This window comes from Microbispora sp. H10830, from assembly GCF_014161375.1.
Lineage (GTDB): Bacteria > Actinomycetota > Actinomycetes > Streptosporangiales > Streptosporangiaceae > Microbispora > Microbispora catharanthi.
This window is the reverse complement of the sequence record NZ_JABBWX010000003.1, coordinates 185,462-208,973: the sequence shown is the minus strand read 5'-3', so window position 1 is coordinate 208,973 and position 23,512 is coordinate 185,462. Positions and strand designations below refer to the sequence as shown.

Here is a 23,512-nt window from a genome sequence, read left to right as displayed (position 1 = left end):
AACGATTACCGCCCCGGCCTCGCACGGCCCCCGATCCCGGTCCCTCTACGTGATCAGGAGACGACGAAGGCGGCCACGACCAGGGCGACCGCGGCGGCGACGGCCGCCAGGGCGGACGGCGACCAGGTGACGCCGGTCTCGCCGGAGGAGCTCTCCCGGCGGGACCGGCTCATCTCGGTGAGCTGGTCGGCCACCCAGTCGGCATGGGTGCGGGCGCCGACGGCCTCGGCCGCCGCCCGCTCGGCCTTGTTCGCCGACTTGGCCGCCTTCGCGGCCCGCCCCGCGGCCCTGACCCGCTCGCGGGCCGTCGCCGTGGGCGTCCAGCAGCGCACCGTGGTGTCCCCGGACTCGATCACGATGGCATTGGTCACGGACACGTCGTCCACGCCGCTCCAGGGGACGTAGGCGTTCCTCAGCACGTTGCGCACGCGGACGCCGCCCTCCTCGACGACGACGGCGGGCCGCAGCGCCATCACGAAGACCAGCGCCGTGATGACGCCGAGCACCGCGCCCGCGATCAGCGCGCTGGGCAGGTGGCCGTGGGCCGTCAGGTCCCACACGTTCCAGGCGGCGAACAGCATCCAGAGCCAGCCGAGGAGCCAGGCCGCCTTCGACCGGAAGACCTGCGGCTTCATGCGCGCCACTTCATCTGCGCGTAGCCAGGTTTGATCACACCGTTGATCAGCGCGAGCCGTTCGTCGAACGGGATGAAGGCCGACTTCATCGCGTTGACCGTGAACCACTGCAGGTCGTCCCAGTCGTAGCCGAAGGCGTCGACCAGCTTGGCGAACTCCTGCGACACGCTCGTCCCGCTCATCAGCCGGTTGTCGGTGTTGACCGTCACCCGGAAGTACAGGCGGCGCAGCAGGCCGATCGGATGCTCGGCGATCGACGGGGCCGCCCCGGTCTGCAGGTTCGAGGTCGGGCACATCTCCAGCGGGATCCGCTTGTCGCGGACGTACGCCGCCAGCCTGCCGAGCTTGGCCTCGCCGTCGTCCGACACCGTGATGTCGTCGATGATCCGCACGCCGTGGCCGAGCCGGTCGGCGCCGCACCACTGGATGGCCTGCCAGATCGACGGCAGCCCGAAGCCCTCCCCCGCGTGGATCGTGAAGTGGGCGTTCTCCCGCTGGAGGTACTCGAACGCGTCCAGGTGCCGGGTGGGCGGATAGCCGGCCTCGGCTCCGGCGATGTCGAACCCGACCACGCCGAGGTCCCGGTAGCGTACGGCGAGCTCGGCGATCTCCATCGAGCGGGCCTGGTGGCGCATGGCCGTCAGCAGGGTGCCCACCCGGATCCGCGGCGTGCCGTCGGGCCCGGCCGAGCCGAGCCGGAAGCCTTCGAGCACGGCCTCCACGACCTGGTCGAGCGACAGGCCCCGGGAGGTGTGCTGCTCCGGGGCATACCGGACCTCGGCGTACATCACGCCGTCGTCCGCCAGGTCCTCGGCGCACTCCGCGGCCACCCTGACCAGTGCCTCGCGGGTCTGCATCACCCCGACGGTGTGCGAGAACGTCTCCAAGTAGCGCTCCAGCGAACCGGAGTCCGCGGCCTCCCTGAACCAGATCGCCAGCTCACCCGGGTCGTACGTCGGCAGCGTGTGGCCGCATTCGCGGGCGAGGTCGACGATCGTGCCGGTCCGCAGCCCGCCGTCGAGATGGTCGTGCAGGAGCACCTTGGGCGCCCTGCGAATCTCCTCCAGCGTGGGCAGCCTGGTCATGCACCCTCCTCGCCGCTGTCGTTCTTCCGGCAATCCTAAGCCTGGCCGCGCTCACTCCTCGCGGTTGGCGGTGTCCGGGGAGAACGCGGGCAGGCAGACCGCCACGTACTCCGCGCCGGACGGCCCCGAGCTGTAGCGGATCTTCTCGCCGGGCTCGCTGACGAACGCCTGGCCCGCCTCGACCACGGTCGTGCCGCCCGCGTGCTCCACGACGACCGACCCCTTGAGCACGAGCGTGTACTCGCCGAACTCCGGGGTCTGCGCGGGTTCCTCCCAGCCGGGCGGGGCCACCATGTGCGCGATGGAGACCTGCTCGTCGCCGCTGTTGACGCGCCCGACGTACTCGTCAATGACCTTGCCGCCCGGCACCGGGATGCGGGTGGGGCCCTCGATCCTCCTGACCATGCCGCCCAGTGTGTCAGTTGATCCGGAATAACGTCATATGCGCATATCCGCACTACGCTTCAGCGGCGCTCCGCCACCGGCCGGGGCGCCGGGGGCGCTACCGTCGGAGGGCCGTCGAGGGAAAGGTGCCCATGAAGCCCGCAGACCCGTCCGCCCTGCCTGTCCGCCGCCTCGGCCTCGCAGATCTGCCCCACTGCCTGGACCTCGCGCAGGACCGCTCCTGGCCGAGGGAGGAGCGCAAGTGGCGGCTCCTGTTGGAGAACGGCGAGGGCTTCGGCGTCGACGCGCCGGACGGCGGCGGACTGGCGGGGACGGTCGTCCTCACCCGCTACGGCAGGACGGCGGCCGCGGTCGGCATGATGCTGGTGGCCTCCCGCTACGGCGGGCGAGGGCTGGGACGCCGTCTCCTGGACCACGTCCTCGCGGAGGCCGGCGACGCGACCCTGTTCCTGTGCGCGACGGAGTACGGCCGGCCCCTGTACGAGAAGCTCGGCTTCGAGACGGTCGGCGTGATCGAGGCCCGGGTCGGCCGCTTCGACGCCGGCGACGACCCGTACGGCGGGTCGGATCCCGGGCGGAGCGCCTCACGGCTCGCCGAGCCCGGGAGGGACCTGGCCGCGCTGTGCGCCCTCGACATCGAGGTCTTCGGGGCCGACCGGTCGCGCCTGCTGGCCCGCCTGTTCGCCTTCGCCGAGCAGGTCAGGATCGCCGAGCGGGACGGCGAGATCACCGGCTACGGGGCGGCCTGGCGGAGCGGCGACCGGCTGTTCGTCGGGCCGGTCGTCGCGGAGGACGACGAGACCGCCCGCGCCCTCATCACCGATCTGGCCCGGGACGCGGACATCCGGATCAGGATCGACCTCGACCACCGCCGCCAGGAGTTGATCTCGTGGATCGCCGGGCGCGGCGTGCCGCAGTCCTCCACGACGTCGTTCATGGTCCACGGGGGGCGGGCGCTCCCCGGCGACCGGTCCCGTCTCGTCGCCTCGTTCATGTCGGCGCTCGGCTGACCGGACAGAGGCGGACGGCGGCCTCGGGGTCCGGCGCGGCGCGCCGGCTCCGGCGGCCACGCGGACGGCGGAAAGGGGCGCCCCGGCGAACGGGACGCCCCTCCTCCCACCACGGCGGGGAACCGGCGGACGGGTCAGACCGCCTCCAGCACCGGCTCCTCCCGTGCCTCGACCGGCTGCCGCCGGAACCGGAGCCCGGTGAGGGCGACGGCCAGGCCGACGAGGGCGAACCCGGCCGAGACCACGATCGCGGCGCGGAAGCGGGCGATCGGGTCGCCGCCGTCCGCCCCCGAGGTCAGGACGGCGGTGACGATCGCCAGCACCACGGCTCCGCCGACCTGGCCGGAGGTGTTCAGCAGGCCCGAGGCGAGCCCCTGCTCCTCGTCGCCGACCCCGGCGGTCGCCTGGATGTTGAGCGAGGGGAACGACAGCGCGAACGCGATGCCCAGCAGGACCATGCCCGGCAGCACCATCGTGAGCAGGCTGGGGTGGAGGTCCACCCGCAGGAACACCGCGTACCCCGCGAGCAGCGCCACCGAGCCCACCACGATCAGCCGCGCGGTGCCGAAGCGGTCGGCGAACCCGCCCATCTTGGTCGAACTGATCGCGACCAGCAGCCCCGCCGGAAGGAACGCGAGGGCGGTCTGCAGGGCGCTCCAGCCCAGCAGGTTCTGGAAGTACTGCATCGCCACGAACTGGAAGCCGACGTACGAGCCGAACAGGATGACCAGGCCGATGTTGGCCCGGGCGAGCGGCGCGGAGCGCAGGATGCCGAGCCGGACCAGCGGGTGCCGCACCCGGCGCTCCAGCCAGACGAACAGGCCGAACAGGGCGGCGGCCCCCGCGAGCGACAGCACGGTGCGCGCCACGCTCACCTTGGGCGCCTCCACCACGGCGAAGACCAGGAGCAGCATGGCGGCGGTGATGGTCGCGGCGCCGAGGAGGTCGTGGCCGCCCTCGCCGCGCCCCTCGCCCCGCTCGAGCAGCCGCAGCCCCGCCACCAGAGCGATGATCGCGACGGGCACCGGCATGAGGAACGTCCAGCGCCATCCGATCTCGGTGAGCACGCCGGACAGGACCAGTCCGAGCGAGAACCCGCTGGCGCCGCAGGCGGTGAAGATGCTCAGGGCCCGGTTGCGGGCGGGACCCTCGGCGAAGGTCGTGGTGATGATGGACAACGCGGCGGGTGCGGTGAACGCGGCGCTGACGCCCTTCACGAAACGGGCCGCGATCAGCAGCGTCCCGTCGCTCATCAGCCCGCCGAGCAGCGAGGCGACCGCGAAGACGGCCAGGGCGGTCAGGAACACCCGGCGGCGGCCGAGCAGGTCGGCGGTCCGGCCCCCGAGCAGCAGCAGACCGCCGTATCCCAGCACGTAGCCGCTCACCACCCACTGCAGCGATGAGGTGGACATCCCGAGATCGGCCTGGATGGACGGGAGCGCCACCCCGACCATCGACACGTCAAGGGCGTCGAGGAAGACGACGGCGCAAAGGACGGTGAGGGCACCCCACAGGCGGGCCCCCCAGCGCTCGTCCCGAGTGGAGGAAGTCATGGCACGGAAACTTACATGCACATGCATTCAATGCACAAGCAATTAATGCCGTTGCATCTAATGCGCACGCATGGTATAGTCGCGCCGAGAAAGGCGGTCTCGCATGAACGACATCGACACCGGCTTTGTGGTCATGGCCTGGCGCGAGCTGCTCGCCCGGCACGCGGAGGTGTCGTGCGCGCTGGAGCGGGAGCTGAGCGACAAGCACGGGCTCGGCGTGAGCGAGTTCGAGGTGCTGGAGCGCCTCGTGGAGGGCCAGTTCTCCTGCGCGGAGCCGGGGACGGTCAAGTTCCGCGTGCAGGAGCTCGCCCACCAGGTCCACCTGAGCCAGAGCGCTCTGTCGCGCCTCATCGCCCGCCTGGAACGCGAGGGACTGGTCGCCCGCGCGCTGTGCGAGGCGGACCGGCGCGGGGTGTTCGTGCACGTCACTGAGGAGGGCCGGCGACGGCACGCGGAGGCGACCCCCACCCATCGGGCCGTCCTGTCCGCGCACCTGTTCCCCCACCTCGTGAACGCCGGTTACGCGCCGCCCGTCCCGGACGAGGCGCCTCGCCCCCTCTGAGCGGGGGCGCCGCCCACGGCACGTGAGCGGGCAGGACGCGCCCGCCCGCGGTGCCCCATGCGGGCTGTGTCCCATCCGGACGGGACAACTGCCATGCCCGGAAGGGGACGGCGGACTCATGCGGACCGGGACGGAGCTCGGTCATCGTTTTCGGTAGGCGGCGGATGGTCCGCGGCCACCGAGGAGTACCCGTCGTGAGCTCGTCCTCCACCCCGCACAGGCCATGTGGGCCTCAGCAGTGATCGGCCTGGCGGCACCGGCCGCCGCGATCGCACCTGCCGGCATGCTCGTCCCCGCTACGGCCGCCTCGCCGGTCACCGGTCTCGACCTGGCCGGCGTCGGCGCCGCCGGGCTCGTGGGCGTGCTGGCCGCCGGGCTGTCCGGCGGTCTCCTCCCCCGCCTGTGGCGTGCGCTGCGGCGGCGGGCGCGGCGCACGCCGTACGGCGGCGCGGGCGATACCCGGCTCCTCGCCGAAGGGCTCGTCGAACGGCTGCGTCAGGCGGGGCCGGCCGAGGCGCTGGCGTCCGTGGTCACCGCACTCCGCGACAATCTGGGCGTCACCGGCGTGGCCGTGGAGGTCACCGACGGGCTGCCCGGCCGTCTGGAGAGCGGCGACGTCGGCGCCGATCCCCGGCGGATCCCGCTCGTCTGGCACGGCGAGCTGGTGGGCAGCCTCCTCGTCGGCTCGCGGGGACCGCGCCGGTTCGCTCTCGCACACGACCGGGTGCTGGCCGCTCTCGCCCCCTACGCCGCGGACGCGGCGCACGCGGTGCGGGTGTCCGCCGATCTGCGGCGCTCGCGTGAGCGCGTCCTGGCCGCGCGGGAGGAGGAACGCCGGCGGATCCGCCGCGACCTGCACGACGGCCTCGGACAGACGCTGAGCACCATGGCCATGACGATCAACATGGCCAGGATCACGCTGCGGGACTCGGCGCAGGCCGCCGACCACCTGCTCGCCGACCTGCGCACGGGGATGGACGCCGTCGCGGGAGACATCCGCAGGCTCGTGTACGGCCTGCGTCCCCCGGCGCTGGACGACCTCGGGCTGGAAGGGGCGATCCTGGCACTCGCCGGGGAGGGGCCGCCCGCGACCCGGGTCACGGTGTCGGGTGACCTGGCCGGCCTGCCGTCCGCCGTGGAGACGGCCGTCTACCGCATCGTCCAGGAGGCGCTCACCAACGTCCGCAGGCACGCCCGCGCCGGCGCGGCGGAGGTGGAGGTGGAGGTGACAGGGACCGGCACGTTGCGGGTCCGGGTCGGCGACGACGGCGCCGGACCGCCCTCGACGGCACGTGCCGGAGTCGGGACGGTCTCCATGCGCGAGCGTGCGGCCGAACTCGGCGGCACCTGCGCGATCACCTCCCGGCCCGGCGGCGGAACCGTGGTCGAGGCCCTGCTCCCGCTGCCGGTCGACACCCGGCCCCACGTCTGACCACGGGAATGCGGCGGGGTCAGACGATCACGAGGGGCACGCCGTCCGCGTCCACCAGCACATCGTTCCGAGCCACCCTCGCGCCCGCCTCCGTCAGCCGCAGGGCCGCCTCCTCCGGGTCCTCGGCGGCGACGGCGACGTGCCGGAACCCCCGCCGGCACGGGTCGGGGGTCCACGGGCTCGCGGTCGTGGGGGCGGTGAACGTGAACACCTCCAGGACCGCGTCCCCGGCCAGCAGGTACGTGATCAGGAAGCCTCGCGGGTCCTGGTCCTGCGTGATCTGGCCGACGACCTCGTAGCCGAGCGTGTCCCGATAGAAGGCCAGCGCGACGTCGAGGTCGGCGGACGTGACCGCCACGTGGTCGAAGACCGGCGGGGCCGTACGCGGCCTGCTCAGGGCGGCCAGCCGTTCCCGCTCGGCCAGTTCCGGCGAGGCGACCCGGTGATACCGCAGATAGTTGTCCGTGATCTCCAGATGGGTGCCGTCCGGGTCCTGGAAGAACGCGATGCGCACGCCGCCGACCGCGTCGAGCGGCGGCAGCGTGAAGGGCACCCCGGCGTCGCGGACGCGCTCGGCCCGCAGATCGACGTCGCCGACCTTGAAGCCGATGTGCCGGATGCCGCGCTGGAGGTCGTCGTTCACCCAGCCGCCGAGATCGCCGTCGCCCGTCTCGACCAGCTTGAGCAGCACGGACCCCGCCGCCAGCCAGGCGACACCCGGACCTCCCGCCGGCCCCTCGGCGGGGGCGAGATCGAGCAGATCGCGGTAGAAGCCGAGCGAGCGGGCCAGGTCGGCGACGCCGATCTCGACATGCCGGATGCCCCGCTGATCGGACATGGCTCTCCCCTCTGCGCGTCCGGCCGGTCCGGCACGGCAGGACCACCCTGGCACACCGTCTCGTACGGCCGATCACGCCGCCCTCCCGGCAGGCGCGGAGGAGCGGACCTCCGCGGCCTCGTCGGCCCGCAGGCCGGGCGCCAGCGCGAGGGTGACCGCGACGGAGGCCACCGCCATCACACCCATGGCGGCCGCGGCCGAGGTGAACTGGGCCACCGCCCCCGCGACCGCTGCGCCGACCCCCTGCATGGTGAGCACGCCGGACGACTGCAGCCCGAGCGCCTGCCCGCTCATCTCCTCCGGGGTGACGGCCATGAGGCGTTCCTGGAGCAGGAGGCTGGCCGAATATCCGGCCGAGGCGAGCACGACGGCGGCGACCGCGACCGGCAGGGACGGGTGGAAGAGGAAGACCAGGTAGGGCACGGCGAGCAGCAGCCGCAACGGAGCGCTCAGCCGCTCGCGCCACCGCCTGGGGACGAACCGCCCCATCAGCGTGTCACCGGCGAGCATCCCGGCGGCGGCGCAGGCGAACAGCGGCCCGGCGTGCCGGGAGTCGTAGGCGACGTACAGCGACTCGCAGCCGACGATCAGGCCGTTCGGCACCCACAGGGCCAGGTAGAGGCGGCGGCGCATCCCTGACGACCAGAGCGCGCGGTTGATCCGCCACGTCTCCGCGGGCGAGGGCCGTCCCTGCGCGCGGGGCGGGCGGGCCGTGAGCCCCCACCGGGCGACGACCGCGGCGGCGAGATACAACCCCGCCCCCGCGAGCAGGGTGCCGCGCGGGGACAGCGTGGTCACGAGCACGCCTCCGGTGACGAAGCCGATGATCTGCTGCACGCCGACCGACATGCTGAGCACCGAGCGGCCGAGCAGGTAGCCGTCCCTGGGCAGGATCTCGTTGAGCAGCCCGAACCGGACTCCGCCGCCGAGGGAGGCGGCGAGCCCCATGCCGAGGACGACCGCGAACACCGCCCACAGCGGCAGCCCGGGCACGGCGAGCGCGGCCGTGCCGGCGCAGTGGACCAGCGCCAGCGCCGCCATCGCCGCGCGCGGGGGCAGCCGGTCGGCGGCCGACAGCAGCACCGTCGCCCCGAGCACCTGCGCGAAGGACGAGCCGAACATGCTCAGGGCCGACAGCAGCGGCGACCCCGTCGCCCCGTACACGAGCGTGCCGAGCGCCAGGCCGCTCACCGTCGAGGCCGCCACCTGCGCGGACGCGACGGTGAACAGGGGCGTGAACTCGGGGGTGCGAAACAGTTCCCGGTATGTGCGCATGACGGGAGCCTCGATCACCGCCGCGCTCCGCCGTTATTCTTTCGCCGGGAGGCGAAACATGGGCTGGTGGCTGGTCAACGCCGACACCCTCGCGGAGAGCCGGTTCGTGATCTCCCCGCTGGCCGAGGCCACCGCCTGCCTGTTCACCCTGGAGAGGGCGTCGGCCGCGCATCCGGGCGAGCGGGCATGGCTCGACGCCCACCTGCCCGCCTACCGGTCCCGCCTGGCCGGCGACCCGATCACGGCGCTGCTGCTGCGGGCCGCGCGGGGACGCAACTGGACCGCCGACTTCCTCACGCCCGCTCCGACCGGCGAGGGCGAGCCGGCCTTCGAGGAGGAACTGGCCCGCGTCCGCGCGACCCCGCCCGAGACCGCGCACGCCGACATCGAGGTGGCGCTGCGCGGCCCGTTGCCGGAGTCGCTGCGCCGTCCCGACCTGCCCGAACGCGCGGCCGGCCTGCTGGAGTGGGTGTGGACGCGAACCGTGCTGCCCGACTGGCCGCGCCGTCGGCGGATCATGGAGGCCGACATCGTCGCCCGCGTGGGCCATGTCAGCCAGGGCGGCTGGGCCGCCGCGCTGAACGACATGCGCAAGGGGATGCGCTGGCTCGGCGGCAACCGGTTGCAGATCAACACCTACGACTACCCGCCGAGGCAGATCGGCGGGGCGAGGCTGATGTTCGTCCCGGTCACTCCCCGCCAGGCGTGGACCGCCTGGACGGCGGGCCGGCACTACGCCCTGGTCTACCCCTGCTCGGGAACGCTGGCCGAGCCGGACCGGGCGCCGGCGCCCGAGACGCTCGGCAGGCTGCTCGGCCCGGCGCGGGCACGGGTGCTCGTGCTGCTCTCCGCGCCGAAGAGCACGACCCATCTCGTGGCGCTGACCGGCCAGGGGCTGGGATCGGTGGGCCGCCACCTCAAGGTGCTCCTCGACGCCGGTCTCGTACGGCGCCGCCGGGCCGGGCGGTCGGTCCTGTACTACCGCACGCCCCTCGGCGACGCCCTCGCGGCGAGCGACGCGGAGTATCGTTCGCTATAGTGAACATATGGTTCCGTTGAAGATGCCGTCATGAGCGGGGCGGCCGCGGCGATCGGCGCGCAGATCCGGCTGCGCCGGGCGCAGCGCGGGATGAGCGCGGCCGAGCTCGCCCGCCGTGCCGGTCTCGGCAAGGCGACGCTGTCCGGCCTGGAGGCGGGCACCGGCAATCCGACGATCGAGACGCTGGAAGCCGTCGCCCTGGCGCTGCACATCCCCCTGACCGACCTGCTGACCAGGGACACCGACGCCGGTCCCGTCCACCTGCCCTCGACGCCCGCGGCCGCCGACGGCCCGACACGCGAACTGCTGCGCCGGATCGGCAGCGGGCACAGCCTGGAGCTGTGGCGGCTGCGCGTGCCCCCGCACACCGACCTCGACGGCGTCCCGCACGCGCCCGGCACCGTCGAGCACCTGCTTGTCTCCTCGGGCGAGGTCACGGCCGGCCCGGACGACGACCCGCGCCTCCTCGGGCCGGGCGACCTGCTGGCCTTCGCGGGCGACCGCCCGCACCGCTACCGCACCGGCGACGCCCCGGCGGACGTCACGGTCGTCATCGCCTCGCCCGTGGCCGGCTGAGCCCTGCCGCCCCCGCCTCCCCGCCGAACCCGTCCAGAGCCGGCCGAGCCCGGCCAGGAAGGACCCGCCCATGTCGTGGTTGCCGTTGTTTCCCCTGCTCGGCGTCTGGATCCTGGTGGTGATGAGCCCGGGTCCCGACTTCCTCATCGTGCTCAGACACTCGGCCGGCGGGTCGCGGCGCAGCGGCGTACGCGCGGCCGCGGGCGTCGTCACCGGCATCGGCGTGTGGGCGGTCGCCGGTCTGTTCGGCGTCACCGTGCTCATCCAGCGGTTCGAGTGGCTCTACATCGCCGCCCGCGTCGCCGGCGCCCTGTTCCTCGTCGCGTTCGGCGTGGCGACCATCCGCGCCGCTCGCAAGCAGTCGTCCCCGGCCGGCGACGACGCGGCGCCGGCCGTCGCCGCGCACGGTCCGGGCAGGCTGCGCGAGTGGCGCGCCGGGCTGCTGACCAACCTCGCCAACCCCAAGGCCCTCGTCTTCTTCGGCGCCCTGTTCGCCAGCCTGCTCCCCCACCGTACGGACCTCGCCATGCGGGCGGTCACGCTCGGCGCGATGCTGGCCGTGGCGTTCGCCTGGTTCTCCGCCGTCGCCTTCCTGGCCGGCAGCCCGTGGATCACCAGGGGCTACCGGCGGCTGCGGAAGAGGCTCGACATGCTCACCGGCGGCCTGTTCGTCGGCATGGGCGCGCTGCTGATCACCCGCTGAGCCGATCCCTCCCGGCCTCAGGCGGTGAGGCGGTCGATCACCAGCGGGAGCAGGCCGAGGCCGTCCTCGCCGATCTCGTACGCGCCCTCCAGAGCCTGGAGGGCCCGGTCGAACCTGGCGGCCTCGTCGGCGTACAGGGTCATCAGCGGGGCTCCGGCGCGGACCGTCTCACCGGGCTTGGCGTGCAGGACGATGCCCGCGCCGGCCGACACCGGGTCCTCCTTGCGGGCCCGTCCGGCCCCGAGCCGCCAGGCGGCCACGCCGACCTTGAGCGCGTCGAGCGTGCGCAGCGTGCCCGAGGCGGGGGCGACGACCACGGCCGACTCGGCGGCCGTCGGCAGCGGCGCGTCCGGGTCGCCGCCCTGGGCGACGATCATGCGCCGCCAGGCGTCCATCGCCGAGCCGTCCTTCAGCGCCTCCTCGGGGTCCCTGGCGCCCGGGACGGCGGCGGCCTCCAGCATCTCCCTGGCCAGCCGTACGGTGAGTTCGACCACGTCGGCGGGGCCGCCACCGGCGAGCACCTCGACGGCCTCCTCGACCTCCAGCGCGTTGCCCACCTTCAGGCCCAGCGGCCGGTCCATCGCGGTCAGCAGGGCGACCGTGCGCACCCCGGCGTCGGTGCCGAGCTCGACCATCGTCCGCGCCAGCTCCCTGGCGTCGTCCACGTTCTTCATGAACGCGCCGGAGCCGGCCTTCACGTCGAGCACGAGCGACCCCGTGCCCTCGGCGATCTTCTTGGACATGATCGAGGAGGCGATCAGCGGGATCGACTCGACCGTGCCGGTGACGTCGCGCAGCGCGTAGAGCTTCTTGTCGGCGGGCGCGAGGCCCGCGCCCGCCGCGCAGACGACCGCTCCGGCCGAGCGGATCACGGCGAGCATCTCGTCGTTCGACAGCGACGCCCGCCAGCCGGGGATCGACTCCAGCTTGTCCAGCGTGCCGCCGGTGTGCCCGAGACCCCGCCCGGACAGCTGCGGCACGTACGCGCCGCAGGCGGCGACCAGCGGAGCCAGCGGCAAAGTGATCTTGTCGCCGACCCCGCCGGTGGAGTGCTTGTCGGCCGTGGGCCGGTCGAGGGAGGACCAGTCCATCCGCTCCCCCGACCTGATCATGGCCTGGGTCCAGTCCGCGATCTCCCTGCGGTTCATGCCGTTGAGCAGGATCGCCATCAGCAGCGCCGACATCTGCTCGTCGGCCACCTCGCCCCGCGTGTACGCGCCGATCACCCAGTCGATCTGGGCGGTCGACAGCTCACCCCGGTCGCGCTTGACGGTGATGACCTCGATCGCGTCGAACCCCACACTTCCCCCTCTATCGCGACAGATCGTCGGGCCCGAAGGCGAACGGCAGGAAATCGGCCATCCGCATCGGCCCGTCGGGCGTCTCCACCAGCAGCTCGGCGCCGCCGTGTTCGAACAGCAGCTGACGGCAGCGGCCGCACGGCATCAGCAGCTCGCCGTGGCCGTCCACGCAGGTGAAGGCCACCAGCCTGCCGCCGCCGCTCGCGTGCAGCGCCGAGACCAGCCCGCACTCGGCGCACAACCCCACGCCGTACGACGCGTTCTCCACGTTGCAGCCGGTCACGACCCGGCCGTCGTCGACGAGCGCAGCCGCTCCTACGGGAAACTTCGAGTACGGCGCGTACGCGTGAGTCATGGCCTCGCGGGCCGCGACCCGCAGCGCCTCCCAGTCGATGCTCATTTCGCCTGCCCCCTTCGATATGGGACGCCGTCGGCCGCCGGCATGCGCAGGCGTTGTGAGGCCAGCGACAGCACCAGCAGCGTGGTCAGGTGGGGGGTGAACGAGGTGAACTGCTCCGGCACCGTGTCCGTCACGGCGAACACCACGAACACCGCGATCGCCACGACCCCGGTGATCAGTGCCGCGCCCCCGCGCCGCTGCCGCACGAGCTGGTAGACCGCCACGGCGACGAGCAGCAGCGCGACGACGAGCAGCAGCGCGTGCACCGAGATGCCGCCCTGCCGGAGCTGGAGCGCGTCGGTGTAGCCGAACAGCGCCGCGCCACCGGCGAGCCCGCCGGGACGCCAGTTGCCGAAGATCATGGCGGCGAGGCCGATGTAGCCGCGTCCGCCCGTCTGCCCGTCACGGTAGATCCCCGCGGCCACCAGCGACAGGAACGCGCCGCCGAGCCCGGCGAGCACGCCGGAGACGATCACGGCGGCCCACTTGTACAGGTAGACGTTGACGCCCAGCGACTCCGCCGCGACCGGACGCTCGCCGCACGCCCGCAGGCGCAGGCCGAACGGCGTGCGCCACAGGATGTAGAACGACAGCGGGACCAGCAGGATCGCCAGGATCGTGAACCAGGACACGCCCTGGGTGATGCCCCGCAGCACGCCCGCGAAGTCCGACAGCACGAACCAGTGCTTGGCCTCGACGGTCCGCAGCGGGTCGTCGAGGAAGCCCAGGCTCACCGTGCCCATCTTGGGCAGCGGCGGCGAGTTCTTCGTCCCGCCGCCCGGCATGCCGTCGAAGACGAGCTGGGACAGGTACTGGGTGAAGCCGACGCCGACGATGTTGATCGCCACGCCGGAGATGATGTGGTCGACGCCGAAGGTCACGGTCGCGACGGCGTGGATCGCCGCGCCCAGCGCCCCGCCGACGGCGCCGGCGACCACGCCCGCCCAGGGGCTGTGGAACTGGAGGGCGCCCCAGGCCCCGAACCAGGTGCCGAGCACCATCATGCCTTCGAGGCCGATGTTGACCACGCCGGCCCGTTCCGACCAGAGGCCGCCGAGACCGGCGAGCCCGATCGGCACGGCGAGGCCGAGGGCGGCGCTGACCGTGCCCGCCGAGGTGATGTCGTTCGCCCCGGTCACCAGCCGCGCGATCGACAGCAGCACCACGAGCCCGGCCAGGCCGAGCAGGAGCACCGGCGCCGACAGCCGGGAGCGCCGCGCCTGCGGCGTCTCGACCGGGCGGTCGACCGGGAGGTCCGTCGCCGTCATGCCGTCTCCTCGATTCCGTCCGGCCCGCTCATGCGCCCTCCTCGCCTGGCGGCTCGGGGTCGCATTCGCGAAACGCGCAGTGCCTACTGATTCGCTCGCTTCGCTCGCTCATGCCACCCCCTCGCCTGGCGGCTCGGGGTCGCATTCGCGAAACGCGCAGTGCCTACTGATTCGCTCGCTTCGCTCGCTCATGCCGCCGCCTCCGCCTTCGGCGCCTCCTGTGGCGCGGCGAGCTCGCGGCTGACCCTGCGCTGCTCCGCGACGATCCGGTAGCGGTGGACCAGCTCGTACGCGATGATCACGGAGAGCACGACGACGCCCTGCATGATCTGGACGATCTCCTTGGAGATGTCGAGCAGCTGGAGCTGGTTGGACGAGTTGTCCAGGAAGCTCCACAGCAGCGCGCCGACCGCCATGCCGACCGGGTTGTTGCGGCCGAGCAGGGCGATCGCGATGCCCGTGAAGCCGAGGCCGGCCGGGAAGTTGTTGCTGTACTTGTAGGAGGCGCCGAGCAGCTCCGGCATGCCGATCAGACCGGCGACCGCCCCCGACATGACCATCGTGACGACGATCATCTTCTTCACGCTGACGCCGCTGGCCACCGCCGCGGACTCGGACTTGCCGGTCGCCCGCAGCTCGAAGCCGAACCGGGTGCGGTTGAGCACGACCCAGTACGCGACGCCGAGCAGGACCGCCACCACGATGAACCCGTTGACCAGCACCGGCGTGCCGGCGATGAGCGGGATGCCCGGCATGTGCGCGTCGTCGGGGATGGGCCTGGTGCCGAGGTCGTTGCCGGTCAGCACGCCGAAGTGCTCGCTGACCAGCCATGACCCGAGGCCGGTGGCGATCGCGTTCAGCATGATGGTCGAGATGACCTCGCTCACGCCCCGGTACACCCGGAGCAGGCCGGCGATCGCGGCCCACAGGGCGCCGACGACCACCGCGACGACGATCACGAGGACGATGTTGAGCACGCCGGGCACCACGGCGGCGCCGCCGAGCCCGGCGGCGACCACGGCCGCGAGCCGGTACTGACCGTCCACGCCGATGTTGAAGAGGTTCATCCGGAAGCCGACGGCCACCGCGAGCGCGGAGATGTAGTACATGACCCCCGTGTTGAGGATCATGGCCATCGACCGCGGCTGGGTGCCGTACTCGGCGAGGGTGGTGAACGCCCCGACCGGATCGCTGCCCGCGATGAGCAGGACCACCGAGGTGATCAGCACCGCGAAGGCGACCGCGATGACCGGCGCGGCGACGGCGAGCCAGCCGCCGAGGCGCACCCGGCCGAGCAGCCGGTCGACGAACCCGCTCATACGCCCTCCCCGGCGCCGGTCATCGCCGAGCCCAGTTGCTCGGGGGTCACGTTCGCGGGATCGACGTCGGCGACGATCCTGCCGCGCAGGATCACCTTGAGCGTGTCGGACAGCCCGATCAGCTCGTCGAGGTCCGCGGAGATCAGCAGCACGGCCAGCCCGGCGGCGCGCGCGGTGCGCAGGTGGTCCCAGATCGCCGCCTGGGCGCCGATGTCCACGCCGCGGGTGGGATGGCTGGCGATGAGCAGCACGGGGTCGCCGCTCATCTCCCGCCCGACGATCAGCTTCTGCTGGTTGCCGCCGGACAGCGTGGCCGCGTCCACGTCGATGCCGGGGGTGCGCACGTCGTACTCCTCGACGATGCGCCGGGTGTCGGCCCGCGCGCCGGCGCGGTCGATCCACGGGCCCTTGACGTTGGGCCGGCGGGTCTGGTGGCCGAGGATGCGGTTCTCCCAGAGCGGCGACTCCAGCAGCAGCCCGTGCCGGTGGCGGTCTTCGGGGATGTAGCCGATGCCGCCCGCGCGCCGCCTGAGCGTCGACCACTGGGAGATGTCGGCGCCGCCGAGCGTGAGCGCCCCCGCCTCGCAGGGGCGCATGCCCATGATCGCCTCGACGAGTTCCGCCTGGCCGTTGCCCTCGACGCCCGCGATGCCGAGCACCTCGCCCTTGTGGATGTCGAAGCTCACGTTCTCGACCACCGGACGCCCGTCACCGGTGCGCACGGTCAGGTCGCGTACGGACAGGGCGACGACGTCGGTGACGGTCGACTCGCGGGTCTCGGGGCTGGGCAGCTCGCTGCCGACCATGAGCTCGGCGAGCTTGCGGGAGGTCACGTCCTTGGGGTTCACGGTCGCCACGGTGGTCCCGCGCCGGATGACGGTGATCTCGTCGGCGACTCGCAGGACCTCGTCCAGCTTGTGGGAGATGAACAGGATCGTCAGCCCCTCGCGGACCAGGCCGCGCAGGTTGTCGAACAGCTCGTCCACCTCGTGGGGCACGAGCACGGCGGTCGGCTCGTCCAGGATCAGGATGCGGGCGCCCCGATAGAGCACCTTCAGGATCTCCACCCGCTGCCGGTCGCCGACCCCCAGGTCCTCGACCGGCACGTCCGGCCGTACGCCCAGGCCGTACGCGTCGGAGATCTCCTTGATCTTCTTACGCGCGGCGGCGAAGTCGAGGGCGAGGCCGCCGCGGCGCGGCTCGCTGCCCAGAACCACGTTCTCCAGCACGGTCAGGTTGTCGGCCAGCATGAAGTGCTGGTGGACCATGCCGATGCCCGCGGAGATGGCGTCGGCGGGGGTGTGGAAGCCCACGGGCGACCCGTTGACGCGGATCTCGCCCTCGTCGGGGCGCTGCATCCCGTACAGGATCTTCATCAGCGTGGACTTCCCCGCGCCGTTCTCGCCGACGAGGGCGTGGATATGCCCTTTGGCGACGCGGAGGTGGATGTCGCTGTTGGCGACGACTCCCGGGAACCTCTTGGTGATCCCGGTGAGTTCTACTGCGGGTTCCGTAACGGTCGCGGCGGTAATGTCGGCCTCCTCCTCGCGGAGTGCCCGGTGACGGTCAAGTGATAGTGAGAGTAGAGCAAAGGGCCCGGGGCGGGTGGCTCCGGGCCCCTCGATTACGCAGGTCAGGACGTCGGGACCGTGATCTCGCCGCTGATGATCTTCTGCTTGTACTCGTCGATCTTCGACTTGATGTCGTCGATCTTGCCGCCGGTCGTGGAGTAGTCCACGCCGCCCGCCTTGAGGTCGTAGACCGACGGGCCCGACTTGACCGCGCCGGTCGTGTAGTTCTTCAGGAAGTCGAAGACCGCAACGTCGACCTTCTTGATCATCGAGGAAATGATCACGTCCTTGAAGTCGGCGTACGCCGGGAGCGCCGCCTGGTCGGAGTCGACGCCGATCGCCATCGCGTTCGCGGCCTTGGCCGCCTCGAAGACGCCCGCGCCCGAACCGCCGGCCGCCTGGTAGACCACGTCCGCGCCGGCGTCGTACATGCCCTGCGCGGCCGTCTTGCCCTTGGCCGGGTCACCGAAGCCGCCGAAGTCCGGGGGCTGGGTGAGGTACTTGCTCTGGATCTTGATGTCCGGCTTGACGGCCTTCGCGCCGGCCTTGAAGCCCGCCTCGAACTTGTGGATCAGCGGCACGTCGACGCCGCCCACGAAGCCGACGTCGCCCTTCTCGGACTTCAGCGCCGCCGCGACCCCGACGAGGAACGACCCCTGCTCCTCGGCGAACATCAGGTTCGTGATGTTGTCGCCCTTGGCCGCGTCGTCGTCCACGATGGCGAACTTGACGTCGGGGAACTCCTTGGCGACCTTCGCCACGGAGCCGGAGTAGGCGAAGCCCACCGCGATGACCGGGTTGTAACCCCCGGAGGCGAGCAGGCGCAGCCGCTCCTCCTTCTGGGCGTCGGTCTCGCCCTGGGTGGCCTCCAGCTCCTTCTTCTGGACCTTGAGCTCCGACTCGGCCTTGTCCAGGCCGGCCGCGGCCGCGTCGTTGAAGGAACCGTCGCCGCGGCCACCGATGTCGTACGCCAGGCCGACCTTGACCTGCGCGGCGGCGGGCGCGGAGGACGCGTCGGCCGAAGCTCCGGTCGTGGTGGTGCCGTCGCTACCCCCACACGCGGCGGCGGCCATGAGCAAGGCGCCGCCCGCGGTGGCGGCGGCCAGTCTGCTAACTCGATTGTGGAGCAAGGTCGTGACTCCCCTTCCGTTCCCCGCCCGTCTGACTCTCGTCGCACGCACGCAGGAACGCACGGCAACCCTGCACGGAAGATAGTTGTTTGACCTGCATAGACCAAACCCGCACACCAGTCCGCAACATGTCCGTTATTGAGCCCAGTCCACACCGTGACCACGGTGTCAGCCTGGGGAAACCTTGACCCTGCCGTGGATGATCTCCTGCTTGAGCTGCTCCAGGCGCGGCTGGATGTCGGTGATGTGGCCGCCGGTGAGGCTGTAGTCGACGCCGCCGAGCTTCAGGTCGTACACCACCCGGCCGCTCCGGACGGTGTGGTCGGCGACGTCGGCGAGGTAGTCGTAGACCGCGACGTCGATCCTTTTGATCATCGAAGTCAGGATCACGTGGCGCACGGCCGGGTCGGCGCTCTTGGCCTGGTCGTAGTCGACGCCGATGGCCCACGCGCCGGCCTTCTTCGCCGCGCGGAACACCCCGGCCCCCGAGGCCCCGGCCACCTGGTAGACCACGTCGGCACCGGCCCGGTACATGCACCCCGCGGCCTTCTGCGCCTTGTCCGGCTGCTCGAAGCCGGATAGGTCGTGCGGGCCCGCGAGGTAGGCGATCCTGATCCGTGCCCGCGGGTTCACGTGCTTCACGCCCTGGACGTAGCCGACCTCGAACTTCGTGACCAGCGGCGACCGGTTGCCCCCGACGAGGCCGACGTCGCCGGTGCGGGACTTCATCGCCGCCGCCGCGCCGATCAGGAACGAGCCCTGCTCCGAGGCGAACAGCAAATTCGTGATGTTGGGACCGGACACCGTCGGCTCGTCCACGATCGCGAACCGCGTTCTGGGGAACTTCGGGGCGATCCGCGCCAGCGCCGGCGCGTACGAGTAGCCGACGGCGATGATCGGGTCGTAGCCGGCCTCGGCGAGCGCCCGCACCCGCTCCACCTTCCGGACGACGGGCTCGCCCGGCGCGGCCTCGACCTCCCGCACCCGCAGGCCGGTCAGGTTGCGCTTGGCCTCGTCGACTCCGGCGGCCGCGGCGTCGTTGTACGACTTGTCGCCCCGTCCGCCGATGTCGTACACGAGCCCGACTCGCAGCGAGCCGGTCTGCGAGGACGCCGTCTCCACCCGGCCGCCGCATCCCGCGGCGGCGGTCACGGCGACGGCGACGGCGCCCGCCATCGCCGCCCGGAACGCCCGCAATCGGACCTCCAACCCGGAATGGTGGTACCACCGTCCGCGATACCCGTTGTGCGCGCCAGAGAACGCACCACACAAAGGGCTCTGACAGATTTATCCCATTTGAGTTAATTCGTGCGGGTAAGTGATCCCGAGTATCGGGCGTCCTGTTCCCCCGCGCGTGTCACCTCGAAGTCGGCCGCGCTCTCACCCCGCCATGTGATCGAGACGCTTCCGGGATAACAGGCGTCGCCCTTCACCTGGTCGAGGGTCAGCACGAGCACATCACCCGGCCCGCTCGCGGGGGTGAGACGGCCGGAGCAGTGCAGGTCGGCGCCCCACCTCATCCGCGCCGGGGGCGCCAGGCGGATTTCGACCGGGAAGACACGGCCGGCCGAGGGATAGCGGGCGGCACCCGTCCACGTCCCGTCCAGGCGCCCGGGTTCGCGGGCCGTCAGCACCCACGCGACGCCCACCGCGACGAGGACGGCGAGCGAGACGACCAGCGCGACCACGCGCGCTCGCCCGCGACGGCGCTCTGGTTCGGTCGGCTCGGCGTCGGCCCGGTCGGCGTCGGTCCACCCCCCGGGCAGCGTGTCCTCCGGCTCACGCCGTGGCCCCGCTGCGGATCCGGAAGCGCTGGGATCCAGCGTGGTCGGACCCTGTGCGGTCAGGTCCTGTGCGGTCAGGTCCTGCGCGGGCAGACCCTGCGCCGCCGGACCCGGCCGTCCCGGGGATCGGTCGAGCAGGGCGCTCAGCACCTGGCCGGCGTCCGGCCGATCGGCCGGCTCCGCGGCCAGGCACGCCACGACGAGGTCTTTCAGCAGACCGGTGAGCGGCCCGAGGTCCGGCGTGCCGTACAGGATGCGGGCCATGACGGCCGCGTACGTGTCTCCGGTGTAGGCATGCCGCCCGCTCGCCGCGTAGACGAGCGTGAGCGCCCAGCAGAACACGTCCGCCGCCGGCCCGGCCGGTCGTCCTTCGAGCTGCTCCGGCGCGATGTACGCCGGGGTGCCGACCGGGTTCCCGGTCGTCGCGGTGGCGTCGGCGAGCCGGGAGATGCCGAAGTCGACGACCCGCAGCCCGTCCGAGCCGAGGAGCACGTTGCCCGGCTTGAAGTCGCGGTGGACGACCCCTGCCCGGTGGATCGCGGCGAGCGCGGTGGCCGTCCCCACGGCGACCCGGTCGAGGTCGCCGCCCGTCCGCGGGCCCGCCGCCGTCACGTGCTCGCGCAGCGACGGGCCGTCGACGTACTCGCTCACGATGTACGGCCGGTCGCCGTCGAGGTCGGCGTCGAGGACCTGGGCGGTGCAGAAGGGTGCGACCCGGCGCACCGCCTCGATCTCACGGGCGAAGGCGCGCCGGGCGGAGGCGTCGTCGATCCGCGCGTGCAGGAGCTTCACGGCCACCGGCCCGCCCGACGCGCCGGCGCCACGGAACACGACCCCCTGGCCGCCCACGCCCAGGCGGCCGTCGAGGCGGTAGTTCCCGAGGCGGTGGGGATCCTCGGGGCGCAGGGGGGAGACGTCGGGCACGGCGGCGTACGCTCAGCGGGTTCGGCCGGTTCGGTGAACGCGGTTCAGCGGGCGCCGCCCCACAGCGCGGTCAGCGCGGTGGCGGCGAGGACCTTGACGCCGATCCCGATCGCCCGCTCGTCCACGTCGAACTGCGGCCGGTGGATGTCGACCTCGTCGACGGCCCCCGCCGGCCGGGTGCCCAGCCGGGCGAGGGCGCCGGGCACCGACTCGAGGTACCAGGAGAAGTCCTCGCCGCCGAGGCTCTGCGGCGTGGGCACGGCCGCCCCCTCGCCGATGATCTGGGTGACCGCGTCGTGCAGCATCTGGATGCTGGTTGCCTCGTTCACCGTCGGCGGCGTGCCGCGCCGGTAGTCGATCTCGGCGTCCACGCCGTACGCGCCGGCCACCGAGTCGAGCAGGGCCTTGACCAGGTCGGGAGCCTGGTGCCAGGCATCCTCGTCGAGCGACCTGACCGTGCCCTGGGCGACCCCGACGTCCGGAATGGCGTTGGCCACGGAGCCCGCGGCGATCTGGCCCCACACGAGGCTGAGGCTGGAGCGCGGGTCCACGCGGCGCGACAGCGCGGCCGGCAACTCGGTGACGATCTTGCTGAGCGCGTAGACGAGGTCGACGGTCAGGTGCGGCCGGGCGGTGTGCCCGCCCGGGCCCGCGACGCGGATGCGCAGGCTGTCGCAGGATCCGGTGATCGGGCCGGTCCGCAGGCCGACGTGACCGACGTCGAGGCGCGGATCGCAGTGCACCGCGAAGATGCGGTCGACCTCGTTGAGGCCGCCGTCGCGCATGACCTCGAGCGCGCCGCCCGCGACCTCCTCGGCGGGCTGGAAGATCAGCCGCACCCGGCCGGGGAGCGCTCCCGCGTCGGCCTGCGACGCCAGGAACAGCCCCGCGCCGACGACGATCGCCGTGTGCACGTCGTGGCCGCAGGCGTGGCACGCGTTCGGGTTCGTGGAGCGGTAGGGGACGTCCTTCTCGTCCTCCATCGGCAGCGCGTCGATGTCGGCGCGCAGGGCGACCGTGGGGCCCTCGTCCCGGCCGAGGTCCACCCACAGGCCGGTGCCGCGCGACAGCGGGTGCGGGGTCAGCCCGGCGTCCGTCAGCCGCTCAGCGATCTTCTCGGTCGTGCGATGCTCGCTGAAGGCGATCTCCGGGTGTGCGTGTACGTCGCGCCGGAACTCGATCAGCTCATCGTTGTGCCCGCGAAGGAATTCCGCCAGCTGTCCGGCCAGGTCGTTGCTTCCCGGCACGGCCGCGTCCGGCGTTGCGAGCTTCGATGAGGTGGCCACGGGTCTTCCCTTCTCCGGTGAGCCGTCCCGCCACGGATCACCGGATCGTCCATATGATCATGAAAAGTCACGAAAAAGTCCAAAAGGGTCGAGCGGGCGCGTCTCGCCTCCACCGACCCTTCATTCACAATCCTTCCATGCCGCGACCCTCCGATACGGCGGATTGCCCAGTATTTACACCGGCCTCCGCACGTTGTCAGAACTGAGGCACTGTTGCCGGACATATCAGGCCTACCCCGTCAGGCGCCCGATTGTCCGATCTCACGGTTGGGGTTCGAGGTGACGAACCTGTCCTCGGCGAGCTCGATGACCGTGGCGTCGACCACGTCCTGGAGGGTCCCTCCGTCGGCGAGGATCGCCCGCTGGCGCTCGGATGAGCTCCCCTGCTCCAGCACCTCGGTCACGACCGCCAGTTCGTCGGCACAGCCGAGCCGCTCGGCGACGGGTTCGAGTTCACGCTGAAGTTCATACAATACGTCGCGCATCGGCGCCGTGGAGCCATGGTCGTCGGTGATGACGTCCGCGTCGAGGCCATAGCGCGTGGCGCGCCACTTGTTGTCGCGCACCACCCAGGCCGCCGGATGCGGCAGCTTGTACCCCCGGTCGATCTGCTGGTCGAACTGCTGCACGAGGCACTGGGACAGCGCGGCCACCATGCCCACCTCGCGCGGCGTCGGGATGCCGTCGAACATCCGGACCTCGATCGTGCCGAAGTCGGGATGCGGCCGGATGTCCCACCACACCTCCTTGATGCTGCGGATCGTGCCCGCCCGCAGCAGCGTGTCCATGTACTCCTCGAACTCGGCCCAGTCGGCCAGCAGGTGCGGCGGCCCGGCCGTGGGCAGCGAGCCGAAGACGATGGCCCGGCTCGACGCCAGCCCGGTGTCCTGCCCGCCCCAGTAGGGGCTGGAGGAGGTGAGCGCGAGGAAGTGCGGCAGGTACGCCGCGAGGGCGTTGACGATCGGAATGACCTTGTCCCGCTCCTTGACGCCCACGTGGACGTGCACGCCGAACGTCTGGATCCGCCAGGCGAGCCACTGCAGGTCCTCGACCAGCTCCACGTAGCGCTGGCTCGGCGCGTACACCGCGTCACGCCAGTCGCTGATCGCGTGGGTCCCCGTGCAGGCGAGCCCGATGCCGCGCGGTTCGACGGCCTCGGTCAGCCGTCCGATGCTCTTCTTCAGGTCCTGCACCGCCTCGGCCACCGTGTGGCAGACGTCGGTGACGATCTCGACCTGCGACTGCATGAGCTCGTGCATGGCCTTGGGCCGCTGCCCCTCACTGAGGTCGGGAACCGCGGCGAGCACCTCCTTGGCGTCCTGGCGGAGATGACGCGTATGCCGGTCGACGAGCTGAAGCTCCCACTCCACGCCGAGGGTCGCGCCACGCGAGGGATTGAAGTCGATCGCCAAAGCT

General features: G+C 72.1%; 22 protein-coding genes. 6 read left to right on the top strand and 16 right to left on the bottom strand.

The genetic code is table 11. From position 1 onward, the window contains the following. Positions 1-53: 53 nt before the first annotated feature. Genes HHX35_RS10265 through HHX35_RS10255 form a run of 3 tightly spaced genes read right to left on the bottom strand, consistent with a single transcriptional unit; the run spans position 54 to position 2,125 of the window. Entirely contained in the window at positions 54-635 is a 582-nt protein-coding gene (locus HHX35_RS10265) for a PH domain-containing protein (protein WP_182898615.1), read from the bottom strand. Further along, positions 632-1,720 (bottom strand): adenosine deaminase, encoded by a 1,089-nt coding sequence (locus HHX35_RS10260; protein WP_182898614.1) that lies wholly within the window; start codon positions 1,718-1,720, stop codon positions 632-634. Before HHX35_RS10260 ends, HHX35_RS10265 begins: the two co-directional genes overlap by 4 nt. A 51-nt stretch (positions 1,721-1,771) precedes the next feature. Further along, positions 1,772-2,125 (bottom strand): cupin, encoded by a 354-nt coding sequence (locus HHX35_RS10255; RefSeq protein WP_139573504.1) that lies wholly within the window; start codon positions 2,123-2,125, stop codon positions 1,772-1,774. A gap of 131 nt (positions 2,126-2,256) precedes the next feature. On the opposite strand from HHX35_RS10255, the gene HHX35_RS10250 reads away from it, so the two are divergent. Next, positions 2,257-3,135, top strand: a complete 879-nt coding sequence (locus HHX35_RS10250; protein ID WP_182898613.1) for a GNAT family N-acetyltransferase — start codon at positions 2,257-2,259, stop codon at positions 3,133-3,135. Between the two features lie 134 nt (positions 3,136-3,269). Here HHX35_RS10250 and HHX35_RS10245 read toward each other — a convergent pair whose 3' ends face one another. Further along, positions 3,270-4,688 (bottom strand): MFS transporter, encoded by a 1,419-nt coding sequence (locus tag HHX35_RS10245; RefSeq protein WP_240808817.1) that lies wholly within the window; start codon positions 4,686-4,688, stop codon positions 3,270-3,272. A gap of 103 nt (positions 4,689-4,791) precedes the next feature. Between HHX35_RS10245 and HHX35_RS10240 the strand changes: the two genes are divergently transcribed. Both HHX35_RS10240 and HHX35_RS10235 read left to right on the top strand, forming a co-directional pair. After that, positions 4,792-5,250, top strand: a complete 459-nt coding sequence (locus tag HHX35_RS10240; protein ID WP_182898612.1) for a MarR family winged helix-turn-helix transcriptional regulator — start codon at positions 4,792-4,794, stop codon at positions 5,248-5,250. Between the two features lie 223 nt (positions 5,251-5,473). After that, entirely contained in the window at positions 5,474-6,682 is a 1,209-nt protein-coding gene (locus HHX35_RS10235) for a sensor histidine kinase (RefSeq protein WP_182898611.1), read from the top strand. Positions 6,683-6,701: 19 nt separating this feature from the next. Here HHX35_RS10235 and HHX35_RS10230 read toward each other — a convergent pair whose 3' ends face one another. Together HHX35_RS10230 and HHX35_RS10225 are read right to left on the bottom strand one after the other, a co-directional pair. Beyond that, positions 6,702-7,520 (bottom strand): VOC family protein, encoded by an 819-nt coding sequence (locus HHX35_RS10230; RefSeq protein ID WP_182898610.1) that lies wholly within the window; start codon positions 7,518-7,520, stop codon positions 6,702-6,704. A gap of 72 nt (positions 7,521-7,592) precedes the next feature. Continuing rightward, positions 7,593-8,795, bottom strand: coding sequence for an MFS transporter (locus HHX35_RS10225; protein WP_182898609.1), 1,203 nt, complete (start codon positions 8,793-8,795; stop codon positions 7,593-7,595). Positions 8,796-8,853: 58 nt separating this feature from the next. On the opposite strand from HHX35_RS10225, the gene HHX35_RS10220 reads away from it, so the two are divergent. From HHX35_RS10220 to HHX35_RS10210, 3 genes are all read left to right on the top strand, one after another. After that, a complete protein-coding gene (locus HHX35_RS10220; RefSeq protein ID WP_182898608.1) occupies positions 8,854-9,834 on the top strand; it encodes a helix-turn-helix transcriptional regulator in 981 nt (326 codons plus the stop codon). Positions 9,835-9,864: 30 nt separating this feature from the next. Next, complete coding sequence (locus HHX35_RS10215) at positions 9,865-10,410, top strand: helix-turn-helix domain-containing protein (RefSeq protein WP_182898607.1); 546 nt, start codon at positions 9,865-9,867, stop codon at positions 10,408-10,410. A 70-nt stretch (positions 10,411-10,480) separates the two neighbouring features. Continuing rightward, entirely contained in the window at positions 10,481-11,113 is a 633-nt protein-coding gene (locus HHX35_RS10210) for a LysE family transporter (RefSeq protein WP_182898606.1), read from the top strand. Between the two features lie 17 nt (positions 11,114-11,130). On the opposite strand, the gene HHX35_RS10205 is transcribed toward HHX35_RS10210, so the two are convergent. The 10 genes from HHX35_RS10205 to HHX35_RS10160 form a co-directional block, all read right to left on the bottom strand. After that, a complete protein-coding gene (locus tag HHX35_RS10205) occupies positions 11,131-12,414 on the bottom strand; it encodes a thymidine phosphorylase (RefSeq protein ID WP_182898605.1) in 1,284 nt (427 codons plus the stop codon). 10 nt (positions 12,415-12,424) lie between these two features. After that, positions 12,425-12,814 (bottom strand): cytidine deaminase, encoded by a 390-nt coding sequence (locus tag HHX35_RS10200; RefSeq protein ID WP_139573516.1) that lies wholly within the window; start codon positions 12,812-12,814, stop codon positions 12,425-12,427. After that, positions 12,811-14,082 (bottom strand): ABC transporter permease, encoded by a 1,272-nt coding sequence (locus HHX35_RS10195; protein WP_182898604.1) that lies wholly within the window; start codon positions 14,080-14,082, stop codon positions 12,811-12,813. Before HHX35_RS10195 ends, HHX35_RS10200 begins: the two co-directional genes overlap by 4 nt. Before the next feature lie 188 nt (positions 14,083-14,270). Continuing rightward, positions 14,271-15,401 (bottom strand): ABC transporter permease, encoded by a 1,131-nt coding sequence (locus tag HHX35_RS10190; RefSeq protein ID WP_182898603.1) that lies wholly within the window; start codon positions 15,399-15,401, stop codon positions 14,271-14,273. Beyond that, positions 15,398-16,933 (bottom strand): ABC transporter ATP-binding protein, encoded by a 1,536-nt coding sequence (locus HHX35_RS10185; RefSeq protein ID WP_182898947.1) that lies wholly within the window; start codon positions 16,931-16,933, stop codon positions 15,398-15,400. The genes HHX35_RS10190 and HHX35_RS10185 overlap by 4 nt, the downstream gene beginning before the upstream one ends. A 101-nt stretch (positions 16,934-17,034) precedes the next feature. After that, positions 17,035-18,102, bottom strand: coding sequence for a BMP family protein (locus HHX35_RS10180; RefSeq protein ID WP_259404950.1), 1,068 nt, complete (start codon positions 18,100-18,102; stop codon positions 17,035-17,037). Between the two features lie 168 nt (positions 18,103-18,270). Further along, positions 18,271-19,311 carry a BMP family protein gene (locus HHX35_RS10175; RefSeq protein WP_220505248.1) on the bottom strand — a complete coding sequence of 347 codons (1,041 nt, stop codon included), beginning with the start codon at positions 19,309-19,311 and terminating at the stop codon, positions 18,271-18,273. Positions 19,312-19,403: 92 nt separating this feature from the next. Next, positions 19,404-20,810, bottom strand: a complete 1,407-nt coding sequence (locus HHX35_RS10170) for a serine/threonine-protein kinase (protein ID WP_182898602.1) — start codon at positions 20,808-20,810, stop codon at positions 19,404-19,406. A 44-nt stretch (positions 20,811-20,854) separates the two neighbouring features. Further along, a complete protein-coding gene (locus HHX35_RS10165; RefSeq protein ID WP_182898601.1) occupies positions 20,855-22,096 on the bottom strand; it encodes an amidohydrolase in 1,242 nt (413 codons plus the stop codon). 239 nt (positions 22,097-22,335) lie between these two features. Further along, the gene (locus HHX35_RS10160) at positions 22,336-23,508 is read right to left on the bottom strand and encodes a glutamate--cysteine ligase (protein ID WP_139573522.1); all 1,173 of its coding nucleotides are present in this window, start codon (positions 23,506-23,508) and stop codon (positions 22,336-22,338) included. Between the last annotated feature and the right edge of the window lie 4 nt (positions 23,509-23,512).